This is a genomic window from Bremerella sp. JC817 (assembly GCF_040718835.1).
Classification (GTDB): domain Bacteria; phylum Planctomycetota; class Planctomycetia; order Pirellulales; family Pirellulaceae; genus Bremerella.
The window spans coordinates 323,942-338,291 of the sequence record NZ_JBFEFG010000266.1; the positions used below are offsets into that span (position 1 = coordinate 323,942).

Sequence of the window (14,350 nt, forward strand, 5' to 3'; positions counted from 1 at the left end):
AAGAACAACGAGAGCCCCAGCGGAGCGACATCAGCCAAGATTCGGCCAGCAGGTGTCGCCCCGCTGGGGCTCTTACTATACGCGAACGACTATCGCCGTGTACCGCTAGGCTGTTCGGCCAACATCGGCACTGTGAACCAGCGAGCCCAGTCGACCGACGGCTGTGAGGCGGGAATGGTCGACGAGTTGTTGTCGTGGAAGACGCTCACCAGGTTGGTCGCCGGCAGGCGTTCGACTTCGCTTTCCAGTACCAGCGGTTGTTCCAGACCGGCCAACATCGTTCCGACCGGCATGTCGGTCATGTCATAACTGCAGAGCCCGGTCAGCTTCATGCGGCCATGATCAAGCTCGAAACCGATCGCCATCTTGTGATAGGCCACCATGTCTTGCTGATGAAAGGTTGGTACCACGCGAACCTTGAGGTGCTCGATGGCCCGGTCGACCATGCTGCGGGAAAGCCAGCCGTTGTATGACCAGATCCCGCCACGTCCCTCGATGAAAGCGTTGTCGCGAATGACGACGCGTTGGAAGTGCAGTTCGGCACTGCCGGAGCCAAGCTGCTGATTGCTGGCGAGCGCCGTCTGCAGATCGATTTGCTCGAACTTCCCGGCCAACTCCAAGTGGGGCGTCGGATGGTTCAGTTCCATCGTGATCTGCCCAGCAAACCGAGCATCGGGACCCAGCCCAGCCAGGTCAGGCAAGGCTTCGCGTAGTGGATAGGTATCGATTGGCTTCTCGAAAGTAGTCGCGAGAAACACCTTCCAGTGCTGCGGATGCGACGTGTCGAGATTCGCGACCAGCGGCGGAGCATCGATCTCGTTGCCGACGAGCATGCTGCTGGTGAGTGCCGGCTGAGCATGAGGATGATGCTTCACATCAAGCTGATGAAACGTCGGAAGAGAGCTGTCGCGGAAGCGAATGGTGCCGACGCAAAGTCGCAAGGAATGTCCGCCGGAACGATCAAGCAGGATGCCTTCCTGCAGCGTTTCCCAGAGGCGGACTCGAGAGGTGAAGTCGACCTCGGCTTCGTCGGCCGAAAGCTGCCAGGTATCGTCGACCAACTCCGCTTTCAGAACCGGAATGGTCACCGCATCGGTGCCGGCCCTTTCCAGGCGAACGTCTTCAAAGACCCACTTCGAGGGCTTGGGGTTATAGTACTTCGTGATCTGGCACTTCAGGCCGATCAGATCGGTCAAGCGCGCTTCGACCGAATCGACGCTCCACGCAGACTGGCGATACATGATCCAACTGAGCGTACAAATTGTCGGCAAGACGCATCCCAGCAGGAATGCGAACCGGCAAAGCAGGCGTCTGGTTGATTCATGCATGCCGAACATCCTTGCTTGGCGTGCGAATACGTTGTGGGCCGCGGATTAACGCTTCCGAGCCATCTCTTGAAACAGTTGGTAACGGGCCTTCATTTCCTCGAGGCTGTCACCACCGAACTTGTCGACCATGGCCACCGCGATCTCGAAAGCAACGACGCTTTCGACAATCACACTGGCGGCTGAAACCGCACAGACATCGCTACGTTCGTACGACGCGGCGTCGGTCTCTTTGGTTTCCAGATTGACCGATTCCAGCGGCTTTCGCAGCGTGCTGATCGGCTTCTTAGCGGCACGCACCACGATCGTTTGACCGTTGGTCATACCTGCTTCCAGGCCACCGGCGTTGTTGGTCGGCCGTGTGTAGCCCAGGCTGGGTGAATCTTGTTGCGAGGCGTCGTAGTGGATCGGATCGTGAACCTGCGAGCCTGGCAGACGTGCTGCCTCGAAGCCCATGCCGATCTCGACACCCTTGATCGCTTGAACGGCCATGACCGCTTGAGCCAGCTTGCCGTCGAGTTTGCGTTCCCACTGGGCATGTGTACCCAAACCGAACGGGGCCCCCACGACGCGCACTTCGACAATTCCGCCGAGCGTATCGCCCGCCTTGCCGGTCTTGTCGATCAGTTCTTTGAACTGCGGATCTTGTTCTGGGTTGAGCGAGTAGATAATGCTCTCGTCTCGCTTGGTAATCATCGCATCGACATCGTCGACGTTCTTGGGACGATCGATCGCGACGCCACCCAGTTCGTCCACGAAACCGTAGACCTGGATGCCGAACTCGGCGAGCAGTTGTTTGGCCAACGCACCGGTTGCCACGCGAACCGCCGTTTCACGAGCACTGGCACGTTCGAGAATGGCCCGGATCGGACCGAGGTACTTGATCGCACCGGTCAGGTCGCCGTGGCCAGGACGCGGACGAGGAAGATCGTCCAGGCGTTCCAGTTTATAGTCGCGATTGATCACTTGCAGAGCGATTGGGCTGCCGAGCGTCAGGCCTTTCCAGATCCCGGTCATGACCTCGACCTTGTCGGTCTCGATCCGCTGTCGACCGCCGCGGCCATACCCGCCCTGGCGTCGAGCCAGCTCGCGATTGATGGGTTCTTCGTCGATCGAAAGTCCGGCCGGGAAGCCGTCGATCATGGCGAGAAGGGTTTTACCGTGGGATTCGCCCGCTGTCCAATAACGCAACATTATGCAAAATAAAGACTTTGGTCCTGAGCTGGTCTCCTTCAGAGCCTTCGTTGGAAGGGCTGAAATCGGATAGACTACCCCAGGTACCGAGGTTAAGTGCAAACCGATCTTCGATTCTAACCGCAACCCCGATCGGCAGATAGATCGGTTAGGCAAAACAGTCGGCCCGGCAATCCTCTCTCAGGAAATCAGGAAGCGAGTCCCCATTGCGATCGATTTTTCGCCGATATTGGTTTCTCGCCGCGCTGCTACTGGTTGTGGTATCAGGGTTTACGTTCTCCCCGAACCTTCGCGTTCTGCCCGAGCTGAAGCTGCTTCGCAATACGATCGTGGTGACGGTTTTGTTCCTGATGGCATTCCCGCTGGCGTTTGGCGACCTGCATAAGGCGGTTCAACGCCCCAAGGCGGCGATGCTAGCCACATTTATCAATGCCGGTCTGTTGCCGGTCTTCGCCTGGATCGTTTCGCTACTGACCTTCGGCGACTTCGCCATCGGCATCAACTTGATGGCCGCGATCCCCTGCACACTGGCCTCCGCGGCGGTTTGGACACGGAGGGCAGGGGGGAACGACTCGGTCGCCTTGATCGTGACGATCGTGACCAATTCGCTTTGCTTTCTGATCACTCCGTTCTGGCTGCTCTGGACCACAGGCAGTCAGATCACGATTACAGTTTGGCCAGATGAAGCGTCCGGCGGGCTTTCACTCGTTTCGATGATGACTTCGCTGCTGCTGTTGGTGATGCTGCCGATGCTGGCCGGACAACTTGCCCGGCTGATCCCGTACGCAGGCCATTGGGCGACACGAAACAAGTTCACCCTCGGAATCTTCGCCCAGCTTGGTGTTCTATGCATGGTGCTGCTGGGATGCATCAGTTGTGGCCTGAAACTCCGTAATTTACCGACCGATCAGATGCCGACAATTCTGTCGTTCGCGGTGATGATGGTCCTGGTTTTGGGACTTCATTTCGGAACGCTGCTGCTGGGGATCGGTGTCTCGCGGCAGCTTCGGTTGCCACGCCAGGAAGAGATTGCCATCGCATTCGCCGGGAGCCAGAAAACGTTGATGATCGGCCTGGCAATCGCCACCGAGTTCTACACCGCCAATCCCCTGGCGATCTTGCCGATGGTGACCTATCACGTCGGCCAACTGCTTCTCGATACAGCTGTCGCCGAAAGCTACATCGCCGCCGAAATCGAAAAGATTGAGTCTTCGCCTGGCGAGAGCGAATGAAAAGAACGCCGAGCCTGAACCCGCCCACCGCCGATTGTGTCTGACGAGTTGGATGAAGATTCAAACCAGGTAATCTTGAAGGGCCAGACGGCCCCTAGACAGAGGCGAAAAACCGTTATAACTTGGTTAAGTCTCTTTTGGTTCCCTTGGCTATTGCTTTTGCAGCCAGTCAACCGATACCAAACAGCACCACCACGCCCCCTTCGTCTAGTGGCCCAGGACGTCGGGTTCTCAGCCCGAAAACAGGGGTTCGACTCCCCTAGGGGGTGCTAGCCCGTCCAGCGTGCTCTCGCATTGAGCAGTGTCTGGCGGCAGAATAGCCCGGTCTTTCCGGGCTTTTTTTGTTTCTTGCGAGTCGCTGCTTACTTCAGCGGCTACCGACTGCGTCGGATTCTGCGTTATCAGTGCGTCGGATTTTGCGTCGCTTTTGATAGCCTGGGAAAAATGCTCGTCGGTCACCTGCAGATAGTGTTTCCGCGCAACGCTGACTGAGTTCCCGAGCCACTTACAGACGACATGCTCGGGAAAGGTCGCTGTGAGTTCGGTCTCGCGACTCGATCGTAGATTCTGAAACAGCTTTGGCCAGGGATCGACCTTTGCCCGATCTATGAACCGCTCGAATTGGGTTCGGAGATTGGACCCCTTGTCTCGGTACCTTGTGATAAAGAATTCCTGGCCATCCTCCGCTTCGTGATAGACAGCATTCAGGTAGGGTTTCAACTCCGGAAATAGTGGAATTACCCGTTGATCGCCGCCTGGGTGGTGGGCCGTCTTTGGACTACGAACGGTGATTCGTTCCTTCTCCCAGTCGACATCACCGAAACGCAACAGCAACGTTTCAGAAGGTGTCCGCAGGCCGCCGAAGCGTGCTAGGGCAACGATTAACTTCCATTGATTATCTGGGCACTCGGCTAGGATTTTGTAAACATTTGATTTGGGAACGAAGTACTCCCTGGTGCTATTCACCTGCGCCGGCGTTGCTAAATCAGCGAACGGGTTTTCCGACAGGTATCGCTTACGGACTGCAGCACGAAAGAACTGCTTGGCCCGTTTGACTTCCCGCGAGACGGTTGCAGCCGATAGAGTTTTGAGAAGGGACTCTCGCCACTGGTCTGCATCGCCAGGGGAAATGTCCTTCAGCTTCTTTTGGGCTCCGAAGTGATTTACCAAGTGGTCGCGAGTGACGTTGTAATTCCGTTTCGTATTGGGCTTCAAGTTGGCTCGGCCGACGATATACCCATCCAAGAACTCTTCCAAGTTGGGCACGACAAAATTCTCACGTGGCTCAATCAGTCCCTTATCGGCCAACTTCTTAGCCAGTCGATTGTCGATGTTGGCCACCCAAAGGGCGGTTTCTGAGTCCAGACCTAGTCCAGTTTTTTGAGCAACAACTAGGTGTTCCACACGGATCTTAATCGTCGCTGCGGTCTTTTTGGGAATCTTCCCCAAGTAAATCGTCCTTCGTTCTTCGCTCGAATCGACGTATTGGATCTTTCGGTTTCCGTTTTTGTCGGTGCTTAAAGACGCCATTTGTTCAAATCTCCGTTGGTTGCTGATATATGCGATTGTATGCCGCTTGGTGCGGGCTAGCTAGTCAAATTTCGTTCTTGGGTTCCGAGTGGAAGGATAGACGCATTCGTGAAATGTCACCGGCATCGAAGGTTAGTATTCGCCTACGAAGAACGGACCTCTTGTTCTGTTGAACTGACCGTTGACTCGGTGCTGACAGAAGACGCAAGGTCGATTTCTGGGGGATATTCGGGGGTTGTGTCGGTGTCGGTCATGTCAGCCAGACAGAAAACCGTCGCCGGTCGCCCTCCCGTTTCTCTCACTTCCCACTTGCCTAGGCCGGTACTTGCAAGTCGATCGAGCACGGCTTCCGCTTCTCTGGCGGTCGAGTATTGACTAAGGTTTCTTTGAACATCCCGCGCGGTGACTTCACCTCCCTGTTTGCTTATCCAATCGGAAACTCGATCCAGTGCCCGTTTCTCTCTTGCCGCTTCAGAATCTCCACTACCTCCTAAGTCGCCATAGATACGCGCCGCCTCATCTGCAAACCAACGGGCCAACGAGATACCCACGTTGAGGTTATCAACTCCGACAACTTCACTGCCTGGATTGCTCACCAGTTCGCAAAGCAAAGCCAAACGCGCGGCGTATCCTTCCAACTTCGACCAGGCAGCCGCCAACTCTCCTGACAGATCGTTTTGTTCCTCGTTGTGGGCGTTGTAGAAACTGATCCATCGTTGTTCGGCTTCGCTTGTCAGGGGAATATTGATGGGTTGCTGCTCACCGTATTCGTCTTCGGACATGGAGAGAGAGAGCAACTGATCTATTAGCCGCTCAATTGGTTCTCGATCGCATGGGGTCAGGTCATCATCGGTCCAGCGTTTCGGTTTCCTCGGTGGCTTGGCCAATAGCAGGCGGGCAGCCAAACCGTTCTCGAAGTGTTCTGTACCCAGTAAACTTGCAAGACGAGTCGGTTGAATTCCCCCACAGACAGATACCGATGCGGACGCTATGCGAATTCGCTTTCTGCCTCCCTTCCGATTGACCAACAATTCCCCGCCTCGGTGCATACTCAGCCAATGGGAAACGTCCGCCCCCTTTGTTTTCTTGTATGCGTCGAATGAAGCCAGCCAGCCTGATAGTTCGTCGCGGGCAACCAGTAGTCCGCGTGGTTGGTCTCCCAGTAGTTCCGCCAGGGCTTCGATCGTCGTGTCCTCGGCAACCATTTGCTCCCACAGGGGCGGTGCGGGTTTCTCCGGTGGTGGCTCTCCGTTTTTGCGACCTTTCCTTTTCCATTCGAGAAAGTCAGCTTCGTAAAGTTGTTCGTCTTGTTCGTATCGTACTAATCGCTCTTCGTATTCGCGATAAGCTATCGTTTGTCGTTTCCGCAACAATGCTACGGACAAGTCAAAAGCCGGGCTTTTTAAAGTTCCGCTTTCCCCGATGACGACTGCCCAAATAATGCACGGCTCATGCCAACAACCTTTGATACGAATACGCCGAGTATTGCCGATAGCGGAAGCCAAGACGGCCAGCAGCGGTAGAGCCAGATAGGCTGAATCACAGCCGAGAGCAGCAGCACCCTTGGAAATGAATCCTCGTAGGGGCTCGGGCAGAGTTTCTACGGGGAAGGGAACAAACTCTCCGATGGTATTCTTAGCCCGACTGTTCGAGGTCCAGGCCGGCGCGTTTTCGATAGCCTCACGGAGGAGGCTTTCCCCGTCAGCCTGCTTTAACGCGTCTCGGGTGTCATCACCCTTCGACCCATCCAGAGGCAAAGGCAGGCTTGCGACTTTGACCGATGCGGCAACCCCGGATAGCCGAGACGCGGATTCTTGGGCCTTGGCTTCGGCACAGGTAGTTCGGTCGGGAACAATTAAAACATGAACGCCCCGAAACATGCGGACGAACTTTTGCGGAAAGTTGTCTCCATTCATTCCCATTACGAAATAGCCCAAGTCGTGCAAGGCTGCAGCGTCTTTGACCCCTTCGACAACCAACCATGTTGTCCCCGGCCTGGGGACGATTGGTTCTCTGTCGTCACCATGCGGTAGGAAAACGCCGGAAGGTTTGCCATGCGCAAGCTTTCCCTTCAGTTCCTTCGACCCTGGTTTCGCCAATGGCCAAACCGTGAAGGTGGAGCATTGCCGGCCGTCTGGAGCATAAACCGGAAAGGAAACAGCTTTCCTCGTGCTCTGTCCCTCAGCTCCATAAACAGCCAGGGATTGGCGCGGGCAACTCTTCACTGTTGCCATGCGACCAATCCAATCTTGTTCGACTGGGTCCCTATTTCCGTTAGCTGGGGAAATCCCCAGATACTCTGCGACCAAGTGGAGCGCCTCGGGAAAGTCGACGCCGCGAAAGTGCATTACGGCCGCCAACCCATCCCCGTTGCCCTTATTGAAACACTGATTGCAAAGCACAGCGCCGGCATTGAGGTCGATCAGACGAAAACGGTCCTTTCCTCCGCATAGCGGACAGCCATGTTGCTTGCCGTCCAAGTGCGTTGATGGGATGCTGGCTACCTGAGAAAGTATCGCCGGCCATTGTTCTCGTGCGGCCTGTTTGACCGTTTGTGCATCGATCCGTCCGCTACCGTGCATCGCTGCCCCCTTTCTGTTGCTGGGCTTCAATCCATCGCTGTAGTTCGGTCATCGAGTAGCGGACCAAACGGCCCATCTTCAGGTGCGGTAGGGCCGGCTCATCTTCGAAAGTCATCGCCCATAATTTGCGTTGACTGACAGACAGCAACTTGGCGGCCTCTCGGGGGCTGATTAGGAGCGGGACAGAGGCCTTTTGGTTGGACATAGCTTTCTCTCAACTTCTGAAGGTTTCACCGCGACTTGCGGCGCTATACCTGTTGTGAGAATGTCACCTGAGCGGACATAGGTGACAGTTGGGAGATGGCAAGAAAACGCCACTTTTCGCCTGTGATTGCAAAGAAAAGAATCTTCTCAGTTGTCACCACTTTGAATAGGTGACAGGTGACACCTAACCAAGGCGGTCGTCTTCACCTTCAAGATCGGCCGGCGTGCGAGCGGAGTTGAAGTCTTTCGGGCTAAATTCGAGGTTAAACAACTTCATGGAAGCAGTTAATTTCTCGGGTTGATTGCACTGAAGTTTATACCGATCGTGACCGTCGAAGTACTTGCGGAAGAACTTGTAGGCAGCAGTCCTTGACACACCTGCTAGTTTTCCTAACTTACGACAGCCAACCGGCTCGAAAGTTGAAATGCCTCCATTCTCGTATCCGTGGTAATTCGTTAACGCCGCGATTAAACGTAATTCCGCATCTGAATACTGACGTACACCGCTCTTGGGCTGCTTAGCTTTTCCCGAGGTACGGCTAGTGGTCGCGGAGCTTTCCGTTGTACTCGTCAAACTAGTGCTAACGCTAAGACTATTTTCAAGTTGGCTATTGGATTTTATGCAATCAATTAACCAACGTTGGAATTGCTCAGGTGTCATCTCTTGTTCTCGTGGCTGAAACGCATGTGGGTATTCGCTACGAATTTGTGGATAACGCCTACAGAGTATCGCTGCCCAGCTGTCAGAAAGATCCTGAGTCGTCAAGCGTTTTGCCGGCGACTTCGAGCGAGAGAAGCGGAGCATATATCGCATATGCCGCTTGTCTGGGTCTGGAAGCTGTTCGGGAGCGAGTGACCTTCGATATTCAGAAATCGCGTGATGCAAGGGATCGCCTCGGTGAATCCGACCAGGCTCCTCCGATTCGTCACCGTATTCGTCCAGTATTCTAAAGAGTGCTAATGCGGCATCATCCTCGCCGGAGTCCGTCTGGAAGGTATCTGACATTGAGTTGCCTTTCACTTACCGGGCCGGCCACGATCGGACGGAGGGAAAGGCAACAACGCTCCAGTCCGATCGAAGCCGCTTGGCAGGCTGGTTTGCAACCCAGCGAGCCTTCCCGAAGACTATCTGCGATCGTCGGAAAAAATGAGCGAGCTTCGGAAAAAAGTGTAAGTCGCTCTAGTGATCACTACTGAGCATAACCAACTTCGCCAGGAAGTCATGCGGCCCGCCTTAAAGATATTTTTTCCGTGACTGCTTCAAAAAAATACGTAGCCGTGGGAAAGGTGTCGAGTGTGCGCACCACCCCCTCCCAAAAAGCGAAACCTTCAAGGTCGCGCGCAGATGGTATGATCAGGGCCGCTACGGATTTCGCGTTTCCTGCGGATGCGAGAATGCTATCCAACCCAAGGCGGATTGTGGCGTTCAGCAAGCGATATTTTTTGCAACCATTACTGAGAAGCGGATTGGTGTCACGTGTGGATTGGCCATCCATCAACCTCTTCCCGATCACGAAAAATATCCACTGCGCGAATAGCGAATTGGCCTTCGCATCGCATCCCTGGACCTCGCTGAAGATCGCGTTTTGAGCAAGGCACCTTTCCAGTTGGTTCTACCATTAGTAGAGAAAACCTTGCAAGTCGCATTGTCTGCAGTTGAGAATTGTTTCGGAGAGTGACGGGTGATATCCACGACAGACTGCCGCAATGTTTGCTGCGGTTGACGATGATGAAGTTGGGGCCACAGATTTACTTGCTGCCCAACACAACCTCTCCACCGATCTCAACGAAAACCAGTTCTCCCAACGCCGAATACTCAATGTGATAAGGCTGCTCGACTTCGAGACCAAAAGAGTTCTGCGCCTTCACAGTTCCCGAATAGGCGATACCCCCATTTTCCAGAAACCATGAATTGGGAAGCCAGTCCACCTTTACAGTGCTAGGGTGCTCGAAAAAACGCTTGAGGTCGCCCGAGCGACGAACCATAGTGTCGACCTCCAACTTGTTTTTGGCCTTTTTCTCTTCACGTTCCGCTTGCCACTGCTCGAAACGCTCTTGCTTGAGTTTCGACCGTTCATCGATCAGCGCCTGAATGGATTCATTATTGAACGAAACTTTCCCATCTAATGCCTCTTCGGCCCAATAAATGGTCGCTTCAGAATCTCGGCCTCGCTCGAATTCTACGGGTAAGACGCGCTCAATGATCCGTTTCCTCTTTGCCCGATCGAAAGTCAGTGAATAGGCAAGTTTGTACTTCTCGACTGCCTGGAGGGTATCACCGGCCTCGTACAACGCTTCAGCTTCTGCATAGCTGTCTTCAGCTAACTTTGCCGCCTCATTCCATAGGCCACTAAAAATCCAGCCGGCACCACCACAGAAAATGAGGCATGCGATTCCAGCAAATGCCATGCACCCCATACTTGTTCCCAAACATCCTGATTCGCTTTTAGCCTTGCCCATCTCGTAATTCCCCGATGCTAAAGAAGGTGGAGGCCCGACAGCCGCCACACTCTCCGGTCGCGCGGGCACTACACCGCTTAGCACGAAAAATGCACGTTCCGCCGAGCCTCCATGGGCCGGGGAAATGCATCGCCGTGCTAATTCGGTCGGACGAGAAGTGCATCTCGTTAGGTAGTGCTTTGCGACCTAGCGACGAATATCGGGTTGTCAGTTTATCGCTGATTTACAGCATGCGTTGCTCACTAATGTTGCGTTTGGCAATTGGTCAAAGTTGGTCACCATTCTAGCTCGAAAACTCAGCGAAGCTATCTTAGGGCGGCATTCGGACATTTCCTTCTGAATGAACAGAATTCAAGATTGCTCACGGATACCTGGCAAGCGAATTTGAAACCCGTTGAGAAATGCCCCGCAGCGTCGATTTTCTATGCATTTCGAGTAAATCGTACAACGCAGAAATTGCTCTTCTTGTACCCCACTGATTGTAGGTAATGTATTCGCGGTTGAGAGATAGAGAGTTCTCGGAAAATGGGTTTAGGGTGTGTCGGTCATGATCAGCATCGAGGGATGGTTGTGGGATCAAATTGGACGGAAGGCCGTTAGCCAATTCTGGGATAATTGGGTACCAGCAAGGTGGTTAGGTGGCAAGAATGTAGCGGCAAAGGAAACGGACTTTGACCGCTTAGCCGCGCGGCTGCAGTACCTCCTAGAATGGCACCGAATTTCCGGCCTTGAATTGCTCTATTTTGCCAAGAGTAGTTGGAACTGGACGGCCGAAGGGGTGGGCGATACTAAACGACTTGCTTCGTTAATGGGCTCAGAGCAAATGGAATGGCTCTCGTCAACCTTCGGCATTGAGCGAGCTTGGCTGGATGGTCGAGAGAAGGCCGTCGCTTGCCCGCTCCCAGCTTATAAGAACTTAGATCAACTCCCTCAGTATTTAGAGGTCGGAGAATGGCTTCATTCTTCTCTGAAGATGACGATTGTTGCGTGTGGCTGTCGCGAACTTGGTGAGCCGCTAGACCGATACGCAATCGTTTTCTCGCGTCAGATTCTTTCTGATCATGATGACGCGCCTGAAGTATACCGTCATGTGCTCCTGGACACCGTTTGGCCCTGGCAACACTGGCCGGCTCGGAGAGATACCAAGGCAATCGCGAGGTGGTATTCAATGGAGTTCCATCACTTTGGACAAATCCCCATTGTTCCCATTGGTGCCAAGGATTTTAAAGATTTAGTTGAGCTGAAGGTTTCGCCGGGCAAGTTTGTCCCTGAAGTGCCAGTAGGCTATGAGTTCTTCGAAGACCGAGTTCTACTGGAACGAGAAAGTCGAGTTGCGATTCCCTCTAGTGAAACTGAAAAAATCATTCATTACTTGCGAGAGTCAGGCCTGCTCGCCGCGTTGCCGTCTGAGAGTCGCTGTGACTAAGTCGATGATTAATGTTTCAAGGTTAGTGAAGCCTGATTCTGGAATCAGGAAATTGACTGTCAACGTTTCCGACCGATATGCAATTCAAGTCTGTGCCAAGTTAGGCCGGTTAGAGTGAGTTATTTGACCGTCTATTAAAGTGCGGTGACTTCTTAATGTTCTTAGGTATCTCCATCAATGCTCAACTTCTTGTTGGAGGAGCTTGATTTCGGATTCGTTTAGATTGAAGACTCGATAAACGTGATCATTCAACTCTGCCTCTGCAGCTTGCAGCATTTGTTTTAGTTGCCGGCCCTTTTGCTTTTTTTGAGAAACATAAAGTTCCCAATCCTCGGCCAAGTTGGGGTTCTGGAAGGGGTTGCGATCGAGATCAAAACTAGCTTTTAAGCCTTCCCCAAGCTGGTTTAGCGTGAGAGTCCACCAGCTCGTCGACTTGATGTTGAGTCTGGCTATCTGAGTTCCCTCAGGTGTTTCTCCAAACGTTGATATGAGTCTCTGCCGCACACTGTCTTGTAAATCGAATAGTTCTTGTCCAAGGTGGTTACAAGACTCTGCAAGGCTTCCAATCGAGTCACGAGCTGCGGGAGATGCATTGGGGATCGGTAGTGCCTCCAGCCACTGTTTTTTTAGTCGATATTGCCACCGATCTCCTCGAAGTCTTAGCGGCTGAGCCGTTTTGCTTAGACAGAACCAAGTAGACCAAGATGCCAAAACTCCAAGCAAAAATGGATCGTTTTGCGCGACCATGAAAGCAGTGTCTCCGATATAGTAACGTTGGGTATCTAGATTAAAACGGGGCTGCTTGCAGATATCTGGCCAAAAGACCTTCGGGGCATCAAATGAATCCCAATAGTTGCACGTTCTTAATTCCCACCAGTATTTTCCCTGATCGCTTCGCTTTCGTAGTCTATCCTCATACTTTTTGACGTACGCATAGACTGACGGGTATTCCTCTTCGAAGATGGCTTCCGCGTTGCTTCCAGCGTCTTTCCACGGCCAGTCAAAATCTCCACTCGACTTTAGGCAAAGAAGCCAGTACCCATCCCAGGAGACATGCCATTCTCTAATGTCTTGACCTCGAAGAAATGGTTTGAAAAGGTCTAAGCATTTCGGGTCGTTTTTTACAATAGCGTTCTTTTGTTCATTTCGGAGCAAGAATACTTCATTTAGTCCGGTTTTGACCCCGTATAAAAGCGTCTTGCCCGCATACTTCTTAAGGCTCACACCTTGACTGAAGAGCTTTTTTCGGAGTGATAATACGTCGTCACTTTCCAATTCCCATGCCTTTTCACTGAGATGGGAAGTTGAGAGTGTAGGTGACTCTGTAAGCACATCAGAAAGGTTTGTCGGCGGCATTCCTTTCGTTAGCCACTTAAACAGTCGCATGCTTCCGCCGGCATTCTGCTTTGACAAAACAGTGATCGACGGTCTTATCATTTCAGCACCATCAAAGGGTTGAAATTCGCCGAAATCGACGATCGACTCAACTTTAGCCGATTCAGATATAAAAGACCTTAGCGGTGTACCAAACTTACCGCGTACCCAACTTCCAGATGTTATGAAGCCTAGGCGTCCTCCGACACTCAGCAGATCAACCCCCAGCTCATAGAAATAGGTAAAAATATCCGCCGTTCCGTAGTAACTTTTAAAACGCTTTTCCCAGTGTGATTTGTAAGGTGCAAGCCATTCCTGCCGAATGTAAGGCGGATTTCCAACGACAACGTCAAAGCCTCCGTTCGCAAAGACGTCCGGAAATGATTCCTCCCAATTAAATGCTTTGGTATGAACTTGCGAATCCGAAACAACACTATTGCCGGCGCGAATAGTTTCATCCAGGCTCGTAAGCGTCTTCCCTCGTTCAGCTGTTTTGATCCATAGGCTTAACCGACAGATTTCAATTGCTTCTTCATTCAGATCGACACCAAATATGTTGTTTTGAAGAATCCTTCGATCGAGGTCGAACAATGTTCTATGACCTCGTAATTCTTCAAGTTGGTCGTTTGATGCCTGGTAGGCGGAATGCAGTTGGTCGAAAGCTTCGATCAAGAATGCGCCACTTCCGCAGGCAGGGTCAAGTATCCGAATCGTGGCAAGTTCGTCCTGCCAGGCTTCCCAGAATTTCACTAGGGCGTCGCGTTGTGGCTTTTTCAACTTCTCTAGGTCGTAGACCGTTGGTTGTTCTAACGACTTGACTGCTGTGCCCTTGGCCTTTTGGGCGTGAGTTTGCCGGAGCTGTTCAAACCTGTCTGCGATTACACTGAAGTGGACCCCAATTTTCGGACCACGGGTTAAGGTGGATTTCTTTGGCTCGTGGATGAGGGTATCGTGGCGTCATCAGGAGGTTTCAGATGGCGCGGAAGCGGCGGCGGTTTGATGCGGCGTTTAAGGCCAAGGTGG

11 protein-coding genes and 1 tRNA gene are annotated in these 14,350 nt (G+C 53.0%); 3 read left to right on the top strand and 9 right to left on the bottom strand.

From position 1 onward, the window contains the following. Positions 1-89: 89 nt before the first annotated feature. Together AB1L30_RS08715 and aroC are read right to left on the bottom strand one after the other, a co-directional pair. A complete protein-coding gene (locus AB1L30_RS08715; protein ID WP_367013029.1) occupies positions 90-1,328 on the bottom strand; it encodes a hypothetical protein in 1,239 nt (412 codons plus the stop codon). A 45-nt stretch (positions 1,329-1,373) separates the two neighbouring features. Continuing rightward, on the bottom strand, positions 1,374-2,519 hold the full coding sequence (gene aroC / locus AB1L30_RS08720) for a chorismate synthase (protein ID WP_367013030.1): 1,146 nt from the start codon (positions 2,517-2,519) through the stop codon (positions 1,374-1,376). Positions 2,520-2,725: 206 nt separating this feature from the next. Here aroC and AB1L30_RS08725 point away from each other — a divergent pair, with 206 nt between their 5' ends. Together AB1L30_RS08725 and AB1L30_RS08730 are read left to right on the top strand one after the other, a co-directional pair. Further along, a complete protein-coding gene (locus tag AB1L30_RS08725; RefSeq protein WP_367013031.1) occupies positions 2,726-3,751 on the top strand; it encodes a bile acid:sodium symporter in 1,026 nt (341 codons plus the stop codon). A 196-nt stretch (positions 3,752-3,947) separates the two neighbouring features. Further along, a tRNA-Glu gene (locus AB1L30_RS08730) sits at positions 3,948-4,020 on the top strand. On the opposite strand, the gene AB1L30_RS08735 is transcribed toward AB1L30_RS08730, so the two are convergent. The 6 genes from AB1L30_RS08735 to AB1L30_RS08760 all read right to left on the bottom strand — a co-directional run bounded on the left by AB1L30_RS08735 (position 3,983) and on the right by AB1L30_RS08760 (position 10,527). Further along, the gene (locus tag AB1L30_RS08735) at positions 3,983-5,281 is read right to left on the bottom strand and encodes a phage integrase SAM-like domain-containing protein (protein ID WP_367013041.1); all 1,299 of its coding nucleotides are present in this window, start codon (positions 5,279-5,281) and stop codon (positions 3,983-3,985) included. The two genes, AB1L30_RS08730 and AB1L30_RS08735, sit on opposite strands and share 38 nt — an antisense overlap. A 143-nt stretch (positions 5,282-5,424) precedes the next feature. After that, positions 5,425-7,863, bottom strand: a complete 2,439-nt coding sequence (locus tag AB1L30_RS08740; protein ID WP_367013032.1) for a DUF3987 domain-containing protein — start codon at positions 7,861-7,863, stop codon at positions 5,425-5,427. Next, positions 7,853-8,068: a helix-turn-helix domain-containing protein gene (locus AB1L30_RS08745; protein ID WP_367013033.1), complete on the bottom strand. Its 216-nt coding sequence runs from the start codon at positions 8,066-8,068 to the stop codon at positions 7,853-7,855. Before AB1L30_RS08745 ends, AB1L30_RS08740 begins: the two co-directional genes overlap by 11 nt. Positions 8,069-8,251: 183 nt before the next feature. Next, the gene (locus AB1L30_RS08750; protein ID WP_367013034.1) at positions 8,252-9,073 is read right to left on the bottom strand and encodes a hypothetical protein; all 822 of its coding nucleotides are present in this window, start codon (positions 9,071-9,073) and stop codon (positions 8,252-8,254) included. Between the two features lie 214 nt (positions 9,074-9,287). Continuing rightward, positions 9,288-9,563 (bottom strand): hypothetical protein, encoded by a 276-nt coding sequence (locus tag AB1L30_RS08755; RefSeq protein WP_367013035.1) that lies wholly within the window; start codon positions 9,561-9,563, stop codon positions 9,288-9,290. 253 nt (positions 9,564-9,816) lie between these two features. After that, entirely contained in the window at positions 9,817-10,527 is a 711-nt protein-coding gene (locus AB1L30_RS08760; protein ID WP_367013036.1) for a hypothetical protein, read from the bottom strand. Positions 10,528-11,074: 547 nt separating this feature from the next. On the opposite strand from AB1L30_RS08760, the gene AB1L30_RS08765 reads away from it, so the two are divergent. Then, positions 11,075-11,953, top strand: coding sequence for a hypothetical protein (locus AB1L30_RS08765; RefSeq protein WP_367013037.1), 879 nt, complete (start codon positions 11,075-11,077; stop codon positions 11,951-11,953). Positions 11,954-12,127: 174 nt separating this feature from the next. Here the strand turns inward: AB1L30_RS08765 and AB1L30_RS08770 are convergent, their stop codons facing one another. After that, positions 12,128-14,104, bottom strand: a complete 1,977-nt coding sequence (locus AB1L30_RS08770; RefSeq protein ID WP_367013038.1) for a DNA methyltransferase — start codon at positions 14,102-14,104, stop codon at positions 12,128-12,130. Positions 14,105-14,350: the final 246 nt, after the last annotated feature.

Coding starts and splice junctions, on each gene's coding strand:
- AB1L30_RS08715 (WP_367013029.1), bottom strand. CDS start 1,328: ATGCATGAATCAACCAGACGCCTGCTTTGCCGGTTCGCATTCCTGCTG.
- AB1L30_RS08755 (WP_367013035.1), bottom strand. CDS start 9,563: ATGGATGGCCAATCCACACGTGACACCAATCCGCTTCTCAGTAATGGT.
- AB1L30_RS08740 (WP_367013032.1), bottom strand. CDS start 7,863: ATGCACGGTAGCGGACGGATCGATGCACAAACGGTCAAACAGGCCGCA.
- AB1L30_RS08765 (WP_367013037.1), top strand. CDS start 11,075: ATGATCAGCATCGAGGGATGGTTGTGGGATCAAATTGGACGGAAGGCC.
- AB1L30_RS08750 (WP_367013034.1), bottom strand. CDS start 9,073: ATGTCAGATACCTTCCAGACGGACTCCGGCGAGGATGATGCCGCATTA.
- AB1L30_RS08745 (WP_367013033.1), bottom strand. CDS start 8,068: ATGTCCAACCAAAAGGCCTCTGTCCCGCTCCTAATCAGCCCCCGAGAG.
- aroC (WP_367013030.1), bottom strand. CDS start 2,519: ATGTTGCGTTATTGGACAGCGGGCGAATCCCACGGTAAAACCCTTCTC.
- AB1L30_RS08760 (WP_367013036.1), bottom strand. CDS start 10,527: ATGGGCAAGGCTAAAAGCGAATCAGGATGTTTGGGAACAAGTATGGGG.
- AB1L30_RS08735 (WP_367013041.1), bottom strand. CDS start 5,281: ATGGCGTCTTTAAGCACCGACAAAAACGGAAACCGAAAGATCCAATAC.